The sequence below is a fragment of the Collinsella sp. AM18-10 genome (assembly GCF_003471585.1).
Taxonomy (GTDB): domain Bacteria; phylum Actinomycetota; class Coriobacteriia; order Coriobacteriales; family Coriobacteriaceae; genus Collinsella.
In genome coordinates this window covers 16,849-29,133 of the sequence record NZ_QRJO01000002.1, presented here as the reverse complement: position 1 = coordinate 29,133, position 12,285 = coordinate 16,849, and the positions used below count along the sequence as shown (strand labels likewise).

General features: G+C 58.7%; 14 protein-coding genes. 2 read left to right on the top strand and 12 right to left on the bottom strand.

What is annotated here, in order from left to right; genetic code table 11:
* The first annotated feature begins 50 nt into the window (after positions 1-50).
* Together DW211_RS02160 and DW211_RS02155 are read left to right on the top strand one after the other, a co-directional pair.
* Positions 51-674 carry a DUF47 domain-containing protein gene (locus DW211_RS02160; RefSeq protein ID WP_055251695.1) on the top strand — a complete coding sequence of 208 codons (624 nt, stop codon included), beginning with the start codon at positions 51-53 and terminating at the stop codon, positions 672-674.
* Positions 675-956: 282 nt separating this feature from the next.
* Complete coding sequence (locus tag DW211_RS02155; protein WP_118258948.1) at positions 957-1,487, top strand: nitroreductase family protein; 531 nt, start codon at positions 957-959, stop codon at positions 1,485-1,487.
* A 167-nt stretch (positions 1,488-1,654) separates the two neighbouring features.
* Here DW211_RS02155 and DW211_RS02150 read toward each other — a convergent pair whose 3' ends face one another.
* From DW211_RS02150 to DW211_RS02095, 12 genes are all read right to left on the bottom strand, one after another.
* On the bottom strand, positions 1,655-2,329 hold the full coding sequence (locus DW211_RS02150) for a DivIVA domain-containing protein (protein ID WP_006234242.1): 675 nt from the start codon (positions 2,327-2,329) through the stop codon (positions 1,655-1,657).
* Positions 2,330-2,389: 60 nt separating this feature from the next.
* Complete coding sequence (locus DW211_RS02145; protein ID WP_369832369.1) at positions 2,390-2,635, bottom strand: YggT family protein; 246 nt, start codon at positions 2,633-2,635, stop codon at positions 2,390-2,392.
* 57 nt (positions 2,636-2,692) lie between these two features.
* The gene (locus DW211_RS02140) at positions 2,693-3,415 is read right to left on the bottom strand and encodes a cell division protein SepF (protein WP_055251691.1); all 723 of its coding nucleotides are present in this window, start codon (positions 3,413-3,415) and stop codon (positions 2,693-2,695) included.
* A gap of 60 nt (positions 3,416-3,475) precedes the next feature.
* On the bottom strand, positions 3,476-4,213 hold the full coding sequence (locus tag DW211_RS02135; RefSeq protein ID WP_118258945.1) for a YggS family pyridoxal phosphate-dependent enzyme: 738 nt from the start codon (positions 4,211-4,213) through the stop codon (positions 3,476-3,478).
* 119 nt (positions 4,214-4,332) lie between these two features.
* On the bottom strand, positions 4,333-5,190 hold the full coding sequence (locus DW211_RS02130; protein WP_118258943.1) for a PhoU domain-containing protein: 858 nt from the start codon (positions 5,188-5,190) through the stop codon (positions 4,333-4,335).
* A gap of 92 nt (positions 5,191-5,282) precedes the next feature.
* Positions 5,283-6,086: a phosphate ABC transporter ATP-binding protein PstB gene (pstB, locus tag DW211_RS02125; RefSeq protein WP_118258941.1), complete on the bottom strand. Its 804-nt coding sequence runs from the start codon at positions 6,084-6,086 to the stop codon at positions 5,283-5,285.
* Between the two features lie 12 nt (positions 6,087-6,098).
* Positions 6,099-7,004: a phosphate ABC transporter permease PstA gene (gene pstA / locus DW211_RS02120; RefSeq protein WP_118258939.1), complete on the bottom strand. Its 906-nt coding sequence runs from the start codon at positions 7,002-7,004 to the stop codon at positions 6,099-6,101.
* A 3-nt stretch (positions 7,005-7,007) separates the two neighbouring features.
* Positions 7,008-7,934, bottom strand: a complete 927-nt coding sequence (pstC, locus tag DW211_RS02115; protein WP_118258938.1) for a phosphate ABC transporter permease subunit PstC — start codon at positions 7,932-7,934, stop codon at positions 7,008-7,010.
* A 1-nt stretch (position 7,935) separates the two neighbouring features.
* A complete protein-coding gene (locus DW211_RS02110) occupies positions 7,936-8,772 on the bottom strand; it encodes a phosphate ABC transporter substrate-binding protein (protein WP_118258936.1) in 837 nt (278 codons plus the stop codon).
* Entirely contained in the window at positions 8,769-9,569 is an 801-nt protein-coding gene (locus DW211_RS02105) for a polyphenol oxidase family protein (protein WP_118258935.1), read from the bottom strand. The genes DW211_RS02110 and DW211_RS02105 overlap by 4 nt, the downstream gene beginning before the upstream one ends.
* Positions 9,570-9,779: 210 nt before the next feature.
* The gene (gene ftsZ / locus DW211_RS02100; RefSeq protein WP_055251674.1) at positions 9,780-10,934 is read right to left on the bottom strand and encodes a cell division protein FtsZ; all 1,155 of its coding nucleotides are present in this window, start codon (positions 10,932-10,934) and stop codon (positions 9,780-9,782) included.
* A gap of 199 nt (positions 10,935-11,133) precedes the next feature.
* Positions 11,134-11,976 carry a cell division protein FtsQ/DivIB gene (locus DW211_RS02095; RefSeq protein ID WP_055251672.1) on the bottom strand — a complete coding sequence of 281 codons (843 nt, stop codon included), beginning with the start codon at positions 11,974-11,976 and terminating at the stop codon, positions 11,134-11,136.
* Between the last annotated feature and the right edge of the window lie 309 nt (positions 11,977-12,285).

Sequence of the window (12,285 nt, the reverse complement as noted above, 5' to 3'; positions counted from 1 at the left end):
CCGGACCGTAATATCTCGCCCACCCGTCTTCGCCTCGAAAGGACCCACTCATGGCAAAGAAACCCGATTCGTTCTACTTTGACAACTACGTCGCCTGCGCCGACCTTGCCGTCCAGGCCGCCGAGCTGCTTACCAAGATTTTTGAGAACTTCGATCCCGCAAAGATTCACGATATGCTCGACAAGATGCACGCGATCGAGCATGCGGCCGACAAGAAGCACCATGAGCTTGAGGACGCCCTGCTCACGGCCTTTATCACCCCGCTTGAGCGCGAGGACCTGGACCTGATGAGCTGCTCGCTCGACACCGTGCTCGACCGTATCGAGGGCGTCGTGCAGCGCGTCTACTTCACCAACATCCAGAGCATCCATCCCGATGCCATCGTGATCGCCCACAAGGTGACCGACGCCTGCCGCGCCATGAAGGACCTGATGGTCGAGCTGCCCAACTACCGCAAGTCCAAAACGCTGCGCGAGCTGGTCATCCAGATCAACACCATCGAGTCCGAGGCCGACGAGCTCTACATCAACGCCATGCGCAACCTGCATGTCAACGGCAAGGATCCGCTCGAGGTCATCGCCTGGCGTGACGTCTACGCCTTCCTGGAGTACTGCGCTGACTGCTGCGAGAATGTGGCCGATGTTGTGGATTCGATTGTCATGAAGAACAGTTAATTGGGGGTACGTGTCCCGGCGGCGAAGGGCCGGCCACGGTTTGCTTTCTCACTCCGGCTGCGTAGCAGAGTCGTTCGAAAGTAAACCATGGCCGGCCCTTCGCCTTACGTATCACCATTGGAACTTTGGCTGATAGTTATAGCGCAATGGGGGTTTGGCTGAAGGGACCTTTGGTACCCGTTCGGACACTTTGGCCCTTGACGAGCGTTTGGCTGATTGCTGCTTTGGGTACTGTTTGGGTTACTTTGGGTTTGTTTGATTTTTAATTTTAGGAGGGCTTGTATGTCTTATTTGGATCTGGCTCGTGGTCGGTATTCTTGTCGTTCTTTTGAGGACCGTTCTGTTGAGCAGGCTGTGGTGGATGCCATTGTTGAGGCTGGGCGTATTGCTCCTTCTGCTTGTAATAATCATCCAGCCCGTGTGATGGTGCTGGATACGCCTGAGCTGTTGGAGAAGGCTGCTGCTTGTCAGCCTTGGTTTGCTCGTGATGGGTCTATCTTTGGAGCTCCGCTTGTCTTCCTTATTTGCAGCGTTACCGATGATGCTTGGGTGCGCCCGTATGACCAGATGAATTCCAGTGAAATCGATACGTCCATCGTGTGCGACCAGATGATGATGGAGGCCACCGAGCAGGGCCTTGGAACGTGCTGGGTATGCCATTTTAAGCCTGAGGTGGCACAGGAGCAGTTCAATCTGCCCAAGGGCGTCTATCCCTATCACATGCTCGTCTGTGGCTATCCCGCCGACCACATCGCCGATCCCGAGCATCGCGAGGCCCGCACCATTCCCCTCCCCAACTTCCTCCTCAAGTAGTTTTTGGCACATGCCCTAAAACCTACCTTTTACCGCTCACCCATTTGCCGAGTTCTGCGCCATTATGTGCAGGGCTCGGTTTTTTTATGTTAAGCACCCCGGCACAGTCATAAAAAAGGACCCGCAAGCTGCGGGTCCTTTCTAGGCACTAAATTGTAGACCGAATGTTAGTCCAGGTCGTCGGCAGCAAAGTTGTCGATCGGGGCAAAGGGATCGGCCACGGGGACAACCGGGTCAGCGACGGGCAGCGGCTCGGCGGGAACAGTCACCGCAGGAGAAGCGGCAGAACCGACCGGCGTGGAGGCCATGAGGTCGGCCGGGAAGGAGTTCTGGGCATCGTCCATGAAGTGCTGGATAAGCTTGAGATACTCGGCCTTGAACTCCTCACGGGAAGCCTTGAGACGATCGATCTCCTCGAGCTCGGCCTGCTTTTCGGTCAGAGCCTGGCGGATAACCTCGCGGGCCTTGGCGTCAGCCTCGTTGCGGATGCGCTCAGCATTCTCGTTGGCATCGTTGACGATGGTCTCAGCGGTCTGCTGGGCAGCGATCAGGGCAGCAGAAATCTGGCGCTCCTGAGCGGAGAAGTCAGGGGCGGGAGCAGCCACGGGGGCGGCAGGAACGGCCTGGGCGGTGGCATCCTGAGCCTGGGCAAGCTGAGCCTGGGCATCGGCAAGCTGCTGCTCGGTAGCAGTCAGACGACCCTTAAGGTCGACGATCTTAGCGAGCATAGCGTCAACCTCGGAGGACAGCGTCTCCAAGAAGACGTCGACCTCAGCAGGATCGTAGCCACGCTTGGCCTCAGAGAAAGTCTGAGCCTGGATGTCTGCAGGGGTAATAGCCATAACAAGTCTCCTTTTTCATCGCCTCGGCGTACACGCCCGACGTAAGTTACTAAGTCAGTTCTATACGAGTATACCTATAAGAAGCTGCAGAACCAGCCTCTGCACCAACTGCAACGCAATAATCGCAACGACCGGCGAAAAATCGATACCGCCCATCGGCGGAATGAAACGACGGAACAGGCCGAGCCACGGACCGCACACGCTATCGAGCACCGCAGCAATATCCTGAAGCAAACCGCCCTGCTTCATGGGAATCCACGTCATAAAGCAGTAGACGACAATGAGCGTGGAATAGAAGTTGAACAGCGTGTTGACCAGCTGGACGATAGTGTAGATGTTGATGGGAATCTCCTCGTCTTGTCTTTACTTAAGGTAGCCGTCGGCACGAAGCTTCTTGAGATCGGAATCTTTGACCTCGCAACCGGCGGGCAGCACCATGAACACGCGGTCGCCTACCTCCTTGACCGTGGCGCCCAGACCGCAGGCAAAGCCGTAAGAGAAGTCCAAGACGCGCTTGGCAACTTCGGTGCGTACGCCCACAAAAATCAGTGCGACAGGCTGCTTGGTGCGAACGCGGCGCACCACGGTCTCCACGTCGTCATAGCTCTCGGGGCGCAGGACATAGGCCGGCAGCTGCGGCGTGGCGTTGATGATATTGCTCGCATAGGCCGAGGCATCGCTCGGTGCAGGCGCGGGTGCAGCGGCGGCACGGGCGCGGGTGTTCTCGGCGTAGCTCGACGGCGTGTCATAGGCACCAGGACGATAACCGCTCGCAACACTGTCCTGCGAGCGCGAAGGCGGGTTATACGTCGTGGCATGGCGGGAGTCATCGCCGACCAGCTGACCGGAGCGCGTATACACGGCAACCGACTCAGCTTCACCACGGCGCGTCTGACCAAGCAGGCCGTTGCTCGGCTCGTCTTGGGTGTAGAAGCCCTCGCCCGAAGCACCGCTGTAGCCGTTGCCCTGATAACTATCGTCATAGCCGTCATCGTAGCCGTAGTCGTCGTCCTGGCCATAACCCTGGTCGTAACCCTGCTGGCCGCCCAGGTGCATCTTATTTTTAATCTCGTCAAGGAAGCCCATGGTTGTGTCCTCTCGCGGTTTAGTGCAGGCGCCCCGATAATCAGTGCGCACTTCAGAGCCTTATTTTACTGCAAACTCCGGGCTAAATACTACCCTGCCCAGGCGAACGAGCGTAGAGCCCTCCTCAAGGGCAGGCTCAAAGTCCTCGCTCATGCCGCAGGAAAGCTCAGGCAGGTTCAAATCGGGATGCGCCGCCTCCAGCTCATCCCTCAGCTCACGAAGCCCCGCAAAGGTGCGGCGCGCCACATCTTTATTCCCCCGCGGCGCCATAGTCATAAGGCCCTGCACACAAATTCCCTCAAGCTCCGCAAGCTCGCCGGCGAAGGCACGAATCTCGTCGGGCGAAAAGCCGCCCTTGGACTCCTCGCCGCTCACATTGACCTCGATCAGCACGCGCTGGGGGCCGAAGAGCTCGCCCGCCTCAATCTTGCGGACCGCACGGGTCGAGATAGCCTGCGCCAAATGCAGCGAGCTTACCGAATGAATCAGCTCGGCCGAGCCCAGAACCGCATTGATCTTGTTGGTCTGCAGGTTGCCGATCATATCGAAGCGCACCTCGGGTAGCTCCGGATGCTCTGTGAGGCCCGCAAGCTTGCGAACGAGCTCCTGCGGGCGGTTCTCGGCAAAATGGCGATACCCCGCCTGGATGGCGGCAACGGTCTCATCGACGCCAACGGTCTTGGAGACGGCAATCAGGCGCGCGGCATCGTGAGGACGGCCCGCGCGATCGAGTGCCGCATAAAAACGCTCCAGAATCTGCTCACGGCGAGCGCGCATCAAGTCCAAATAGTTATCCATTGCCAATCGCCTCCGCTGACAGCCATACAAGTAGTCCCATGCTAACGCAAGAGCGCGGCCTCGCATGTGCAAGGCCGCGCTCACATAGGTATTTACAATCTTTCGACGAACGGGGCTACTTACTCCTCGTCATCCTCGCCATCGTCCTCGTCCTCAAGGTGTTCAAGCAGGTAGCGAAGGCCCTCGCTCAGCTCGTTAGCAGGCACCCTAGCAACAAAACGCGCATCGACGGCGGGCCTCATGATAACGCCCTCGCCCGAAGGCACGCGCATGCTCTCGAGCTCGTCCTCGTCCGTGCGGGCGATATCGCCGGCAGTCATACGCTGGCCGGTCAAAAGGAAGGTCAGACGACAGGCTGCATCGATGGAAATCGAAGCGATACGATCGAGGTAGCGCGAAACCATGATGGCACGGCGCAGATCGTCATAGTTACTGTCGTCGTCCATAAAATCTCCCGTGTCCATGCGGTTGAAGGTACGGAAGAACTTCTCGTACGCCGCATGCACCGGCTCGTCCTCGACGGCCAGATTGCAGATGATGGACATGTCGTTGGTGACGAGCGCAGAAAGCGACGAACCCAGCACCTGATAGACGGCCTCGGCCTCGGCTTCAACCAAGGTCACAAGCTCCTGAGGCAGCGAGATGTCGGCCTTGACCATGTGACGCGTGGCGCGGCAGATCTGGCGAACCTTATCGGTCATGCGCTGCAGGTTAAAGTCGACGTAGATGATTGTCTGCAACAAGCGGAAGTCAGAGGCGACCGGCGACTGCGTAGCGATCAGGTTGTAGCACACGGCCTCCAAGTTGGCGCAGCGCGCGTCAATCGAAAGCGTGCGCTTCTTGGTCTTGGTGGCGAGCTTGCGATCGTCGGTCGCGTAGGCCTTCACGGCGTCGTGAAGCGCCAGGTCTACAGCCTCGTAGATGCTCAGCATCTCGTGACGGGCCTCGATGAGCTGACGGGAAAACAGTTTGCGCATGGTTCACTCCAATCAGTTGGGTGCGGTCATGCCGCCCGCACAGTGAATACGCACCGGACCAGGTCCGATCGGCTTGGGACTAGTCGCACCGATCAGCCAAAACGGCCGGTGATATAGTCTTCCGTCCGCGAATCCACCGGGCTGGAGAAGATCGCGTCGGTTTGACCATACTCGATGAGCGTGGCGGGCTCGCCGGCAACTTCCTGCAAGAAAAATGCGGTGTAGTCGCTGATACGAGCCGCCTGCTGCATAGAATGCGTGACGATGATGATCGTCATCTCGGGCGCCAGCTCGGCCATCAGATCCTCGACCTTAGAGACGGACGTGGGGTCGATGGCGGAGCAGGGCTCGTCCATCAGTAGGACATCGGGCTGCACCGCAAGCACACGCGCGATGCACAGACGCTGCTGCTGACCGCCCGAGAGCGCCAAACCGTCCTTGTTGAGCTGATTGGATACCTCTTTCCAGAGGTTGGCGCGCTTGAGCGATTCTTCCACGATATCGTCGAGGTCGCTTTTGCTAGTCACGCCCTGCAGACGAGGGCCAAAAGCGACATTCTCGTAGATGGATTTGGGAAACGGATTGGGCTGCTGAAAAATCATGCCCACGCGGCGGCGAAGGTCAACCGGGTCGACGCCCTCGGCATAGATATCGTTGCCGTCGAGCGTCATGGTGCCCTCGACGCGAGTGCCCTCGATCAGGTCATTCATGCGGTTGATGCAGCGCAAAAACGTCGATTTGCCGCAGCCCGAAGGACCGATAAACGAGGTGATGGCATTTTTGGCGATGTTGAGGTCGAGCCCCGTCAGCGCGTGAAAGTCACCGTACCAAAAGTTGAAATCCTTGGCCGTGATGGCCGCTTGCTCCGGCGCGGGAGCGGACTGATAGACGGACATGGGACTCCTTAACTAGCGGCGCTTGCGCGACAGATAGCGCGCAAACAGGTTGAAGGCCAGAATAATCGCCATCAGCAAAAGCGCGGTGCCGTAGGCTGCGTTCATGTTGATGCCGTCATTGGCGAGCAGATAAAGGTGAACGGTCATGGGACGACCGGAATCGAGCGGCAAAATAGGCAGGTTGATGGCCTGGCCCATGGTGTAGAGCACCACGGCGGTCTCGCCGATGGCGCGGCCTATGGCAAGGACAATGCCGGTGGCGATGCGGCCGAAGGCAGAGGGAAGCACGATCTTGGAGACGACCTGCCACTTGGTGGCGCCCAGGCCATATGCACCCCAACGGATATAGCGTGGAACGGCGCGGATTGCCTCCTCGGTGGTGCGCATGACGATAGGCAGCATCAGAAGTGCCAGCGCCAGCGCGGCAGAGACCATCGAAAGACCTAGGCCCATGGCCTCGACAAACAAGGCATAGCCAAAGAGGCCCATAACAATGGAGGGCACCGAGGCCAGGGCATCGGCAGCATAGCGAATGATGTCGACGACCTTGCCCTGCTTGGCGTACTCGGCCAGATAGACCGCAGCTAGGACGGCAACCGGCGTGCAGATGAGCATGGCGAGCGCCGTCACGTAGACGGTCGAGACAATCGTCGGCCAAATGCCGCCTTCGGCGTTGACGCCCTGCGGCCAGCCGAAGATAAAGTCGAGCGAGATATGCGGCAGGCCGTTGATGACCACGTAGGCGATGATGGCGACCAGCACCAGCGTGGTGATGTAGGCAGCCGCGCGGAATACGCCGAGCATGATCTTGTTGGACAGGTCTTTGTTAATGCGACCCTTCTTGCCGTGGGAAAGGGCACGCTTGATGCGCTCGCGCGACGAGGTCGTATCGACCGTCGTGTCAACGGAATCGGACATAGCCTACCCCCTCTTCTTCTTGGAAAGCAGACGGACGATGCCCACCAGTGCGGCGGAGATGATAAACAGGACCACGCCCATGCCAAAGAGCGCCGAGCGGTGCAATCCCGAGGAGTAGCTCATGTCGAGCGCAATCTGGCTCGTGAGCGTCGAGATGGGGCTCGCGATGCTATCGGGAATGACCGGAGCATTGCCCACGACCATGAGCACGGCCATGGTCTCGCCGATGGCGCGCCCCATGCCCAAAACGATGGCGTCCACAATGCCCAACTTGGCGGCCGGCAGCACGACCTTGTAGATGGTCTGCCACTTGGTGGCACCCATGGCATAGGACGCCTCGCGAATGCCCATGGGAATGGAATTGAGAGCATCGATGGTGAGCGTGGTGATGGTAGGGACGATCATGATGGCAAGCACGAACCACGCCGTCAGCGCACCAAAACCAAGACCACCGGTCAGTTGCGCGATAAACGGACGGATGATGATCATGCCAAAGAAGCCATAGATGATAGAAGGGATGCCGGCCAACAGGTCAACGGCAGGGCTGATGAGCTTGCGCACGCGCTTGCTGGCGATCTCGACCAGATACACGGCCGTGCCCACGCCTAGGGGCACACCCATGGCGAGCGCACCGACGGTCACCAGACCCGAGCCGGCAAGCAGCGACACGATGCCGTAGTGGCCCTCAGAGGGCGCCCACGTAAAGCTAAAGAAGTCCGCCAGACCGATGTCGGTAAAGACGGGCAGCGCCGAGTACGTGGTAAAGACAAAAATCAGGATGACGGTAACAACCGCCAAGAACGCGCAGGCAAAGAAAATCCACTGCAGCGCCTTCTCCTTGATATAGGTGCTGCGCGATACGAGCGCCAGCTCGCGCTTCTTGGGCGCCTGAGCATTCTGCTCAGTCTGGGAGTTTTCCTGTGCTTCCATGCTACTCACTCCCCTTCTCGTCGTTGGTGACGGGAATAAAGCCCGCCTCGCGAATCTGCTTGTCCATCTTTTCGGACGTCACGTAGTCGATGTAATCCTGCGCCTGCTGCGAAGGCGCACCCTTCACAAAGAAGTAAAGGTCGCGCGAGATGGGATAGCCGCCACTCGCGACCGTCTTCTCGGACGCCTCAACATGATTGACCGAGACGGCCTTGACCGAGGTCTTGGCGTTGAGGCCATCGACGAAGCCCAGCGAAATGTAGCCGATAGCCCCGCGCGAACGAGATACCACGTCGCGCACCTGGCCCGTGCCCGAAAGAACGGCGGAGCGGCGATCGAACGGGGTGCCGTCCATCACGATGGTGCGGAAGGCTTCACGCGTGCCAGACGCCTCATCTCGGTTGATAACCTGAATCCTCAGGTCCTCGCCACCGACTTCTTTCCAGTTGGTGATCTTGCCGGCATAGATATCGCGGAGCTGCTCGGTCGAGAGGTTATCGACGGGGTTGTCTTCGTTCACGATGACCGCGATACCGTCGTGGGCAATGACGATGGGAGTCAGGCCCAGATCCTGTTCGTCGGCATTGAGTCCACGGGAGGAGCTGGCGATATCGGCCGTGCCAGCGCTGACGGCTTCGATGCCAGCGGAAGAGCCCAAACCGGAAACGAGCACGTCGATGCCGGTCTCCTCCTTAAAGCCCTCTGCCGCAATTTCGGCGATAGGAAGGCAGGTCGTGGAGCCGGCCACGGTAATGGAAGAGGTAGAAGATCCCGAAGAACAGGCGCACAGCGTAAGCGTAAGCACAGCGGCGCTCAGGACCGATACGATCTTTCTCATAGCATCACGCCGATCGCAGCATGGCGCCCACAGGTGCCGTCCTCGTTACGGTAGGAATAAAAGCGGTCGTTCTGACACACAGTCGAAAGCTGGGTATCCACGATATTATCCGCGTCCACACCGGCATCTACCAGCGCCTCACAAATGGCGGCAGATAGATCGAGCATGCGAGAAGCGCCCGCATCGATGCACGAAAACTCGGCGGCAAAGCGGTCCATGAGTTCCTGGGATACCTCATATTCGTCAGCCAAGATATGGGGGCCGATATAGGCGGAAACGTCGCTCGCATCGCAGCCGGCAGCATCGCAAAGCGCCTGGCACGCCTTGGCAGAAATACGTGCAATCGTGCCCTTCCAACCGGAGTGCACCACGGCAAACCCGCCGGGGGCCACCAGCACCACGGGAACGCAGTCGGCAAAGCAGAGCAGCACGGGCACGTCATGGGCCGTACAGACGATGGCATCGCAGCCCTCAGCAATCTGCTCGCGAACAGCCTCAAGATCGTCGGCGCCGTTCGAAGTCACCGTAACGATATGGTCACCATGTACCTGATTGGGCACGAGCAGATTATGCTCGCACTCAGTGGCACCCATAGCTTCGAGCGCTCGACGACGATTTTCTTGAACAGCAAAGGGGTCATCGCCTACATGCGAGCCCAGGTTGAGCGAGGAGTACGCATCTTCAGAAACGCCACCGGTGCGCTCGGTAAAGGCAAAACGGACATCGGATGTCGCGCCCTCCACCAACGTAACTCCATCATGGTCGACACGCGAAACGTTGTCCGCACGTGCTGCCATACTAAAGCCTCCTAATAACACAAGTACCGCGGCGTCGCCGCGCAGTCCGCGTTTATACGGCTGTCATACTTCCTTAAAAGGATACCCGCAGCGGTAGGGACCAAACGTAAAGGGAACGTAAGGAGATTGGAGGCTTTCGTTTACAAACGAGAAACAAAACGGGGTGCATCCAAATGGACACACCCCGTGCAGGTCGTTGAGAAAAACGAACTAGAAGCTGCCGCGCTTCAGGAAGTCGGGAAGCTCGAACTGGTCGTTGCCAAAGTTGGGCAGCTCGGTACCACCGACGTTGCGGGTCGGAGCGGCCTGAGCCGGGCTGGCAGCCGGAGCGGTGCGCTGCGGCTCAGCGGAGGCAGCGGCCTTGCTCTGAGACTGCTGAGCAGCAAAGAGCTCGTCCTGACGGTTGACGTTGGAATCGGAGAAGCCCGTAGCGATGACGGTGATACGCACCTGATCGCCCAGGGACTCGTCGACAACGGTACCGAAGATGATGTTCGCCTCGGGGTCGACGGCGTTGGCGACAACGTCGGCGGCGTCGCTGATCTCCTGGATGCCCAGGTCCTTGGAACCGGCGATGGAGAGCAGAACGCGCGTGGCACCATCGATGGAGCTCTCGAGCAGCGGGCTGGAGATGGCCTGCTGGGCAGCGTCGACGGCACGAGTATCCCCAGAAGAGGTACCGATACCCATCATGGCGGTACCGGCCTGCTTCATGATGGTCTTAACATCGGCGAAGTCCAGGTTGATGATACCGGGGACGGTGATGAGGTCGGTGATGCCCTGGGTGCCCTGGGAAAGGACGCCATCGGCAATCGCGAAGGCCTCGAGCATGGTGGTCTTCTTCTCGGCGATGTCGAGCAGCTTATCGTTAGGGATGACGATCATGGTGTCGACGCAATCGGAGAGGGTCTTGATGCCCTCCTCGGCGCTCTTCTTGCGCTTGCGGCCCTCGAAGGTGAAGGGCTTGGTCACGACGGCGACGGTCAGTGCGCCGACCTCGTTCATCGCGATATCGGCAACGATGGGAGCAGCGCCGGTACCGGTGCCACCGCCCTCACCGCAGGTGATAAACACCATGTCGGCACCAGCAAGCGCCTCGGCAATGTCGTCGCGGGACTCATCGGCAGCCTTGCGGCCAACCTCGGGATTGGCGCCGGCGCCCAGGCCGCGGGTAAGGTCGGTGCCGATGTGCACCTTGATATCGGCATCAGAGATCGCGAGTGCCTGAGCATCGGTGTTGATGGCAACAAACTCGACGCCGCGGATGCCCTCTTCGATCATTCGATTGACCGCGTTGGTACCGCCGCCGCCGACGCCGACCACCTTAATGACGGCAAGGTAGTTGTTGATCTCTGTCTCGTGCATGTCGGTCCTCCGAACAAAGGTTATAGCCATAGCATGGGTCGACCCCTGCGCACATTAACCTTCAGGTTGAAAGTAAATGCAAAGGTAAACCGTATTATGTTTGCACATTATGAACGTATCAGTCAAATAATTGACCGTGAAAACCAAACAAACCAGATAAACGGCGTGGTATGGCCCCTCAACAAAGCATCAACCAGCGCTACGAGGTCGGAGCATTCCTAAATGTGTAGTTGCCCGGAGAGCGCACATTGATATACGTTACGCCCTCTACCTGCGAAAGCAACTTGGTGACTACGCGTTCCTTCTTGGCGATATCGTCCGAATCGCCCAGCGACACCTCAATGCCGTTATTGAGGTTTGCCGAGATGGCTTCGACCGAAGGCGTGGAAATATCCTTGACTTGTCCCAAGAACTCGCTCGAAAAACCACGCACATAATCCAGGCCGGCCTTAACGGCTTTGGAGTTCACCGCCTGGCCGGAAACCGGAGCGACATCCGCCGAGACATCAGTCAATAACACCGCGCCATAATGCTTGGCGAGCGCCAGCGCGGCATCGATTCCGGTCAAGGTATTTGAACCCTGCCCTGTCGTGATGACGTTGCCCTGGTCGTCCACTTCGACCGACGTCGACAGCGGGGCGATCCAGGTGTCATCGTCTCCGATAGCCCAGGCAAGGTCGTCGGAGCTGATATACGCAATGGCGATAACTTTACGCTCCGTCGGCGTGATGATAAGCGTATGGGGAAACTGGCGCTGGACATCCACGCCCGAAACCCACGGGTTCTGCTTGAGATCCTCGGTAATCTGGTCGGGATCGACGTTAAAAAGCGACGTTCCCTCGGGCAAGTCGATCAGCTGGATAGCATCGTGCTTCGTCACATGCTCGCTGCCTTGAATCTGAATATCAGTGGCAGTAAACAGTCCAGAGTTGATCACCACGATGGCAACGACGACGAGCACGGCCAAGACGGCCAGAACGCCGCCCACGATTTTGCCTTTGCCTGTAACGACAGAAGCGGCATCTGATGTTTTATTTGCCATCGCTCCAAGTGAAGATAACGGGTTGAAACCTTTTTTACTCGAAGGCTTCTTGGCGGTAGCCGGCACCGATGTCAGCGAGCGCGGTTTCGATGCGCCCAGCGTGAGACCTGGACGCGCCGCTTTAGTTCCCGTCGAGGGCTTGGGAGCTGCCATGGGACGGGCAGGCTTGGCGCCCATAACAGGCTTTGACGTCACCGAGGGACGAGAGGACTTTTTTGCGGCCGGACGATTACCGAGCTGCGAGCCGACGACCGGACGACTGGTCTGTCGAGCATGCCCGACAGACTTAGAGTGCGCGACGGTATTGCG

What these genes read in the sequence shown, in the direction of transcription:
- DW211_RS02110 (WP_118258936.1), bottom strand. Translation starts at nt 8,772, where the DNA reads ATGAGAAAGATCGTATCGGTCCTGAGCGCCGCTGTGCTTACGCTTACG.
- DW211_RS02095 (WP_055251672.1), bottom strand. Translation starts at nt 11,976, where the DNA reads ATGGCAAATAAAACATCAGATGCCGCTTCTGTCGTTACAGGCAAAGGC.
- DW211_RS02135 (WP_118258945.1), bottom strand. Translation starts at nt 4,213, where the DNA reads ATGGATAACTATTTGGACTTGATGCGCGCTCGCCGTGAGCAGATTCTG.
- DW211_RS02150 (WP_006234242.1), bottom strand. Translation starts at nt 2,329, where the DNA reads ATGGCTATTACCCCTGCAGACATCCAGGCTCAGACTTTCTCTGAGGCC.
- pstA (WP_118258939.1), bottom strand. Translation starts at nt 7,004, where the DNA reads ATGTCCGATTCCGTTGACACGACGGTCGATACGACCTCGTCGCGCGAG.
- pstB (WP_118258941.1), bottom strand. Translation starts at nt 6,086, where the DNA reads ATGTCCGTCTATCAGTCCGCTCCCGCGCCGGAGCAAGCGGCCATCACG.
- DW211_RS02155 (WP_118258948.1), top strand. Translation starts at nt 957, where the DNA reads ATGTCTTATTTGGATCTGGCTCGTGGTCGGTATTCTTGTCGTTCTTTT.
- DW211_RS02160 (WP_055251695.1), top strand. Translation starts at nt 51, where the DNA reads ATGGCAAAGAAACCCGATTCGTTCTACTTTGACAACTACGTCGCCTGC.
- pstC (WP_118258938.1), bottom strand. Translation starts at nt 7,934, where the DNA reads ATGGAAGCACAGGAAAACTCCCAGACTGAGCAGAATGCTCAGGCGCCC.
- DW211_RS02140 (WP_055251691.1), bottom strand. Translation starts at nt 3,415, where the DNA reads ATGGGCTTCCTTGACGAGATTAAAAATAAGATGCACCTGGGCGGCCAG.
- ftsZ (WP_055251674.1), bottom strand. Translation starts at nt 10,934, where the DNA reads ATGCACGAGACAGAGATCAACAACTACCTTGCCGTCATTAAGGTGGTC.
- DW211_RS02105 (WP_118258935.1), bottom strand. Translation starts at nt 9,569, where the DNA reads ATGGCAGCACGTGCGGACAACGTTTCGCGTGTCGACCATGATGGAGTT.
- DW211_RS02130 (WP_118258943.1), bottom strand. Translation starts at nt 5,190, where the DNA reads ATGCGCAAACTGTTTTCCCGTCAGCTCATCGAGGCCCGTCACGAGATG.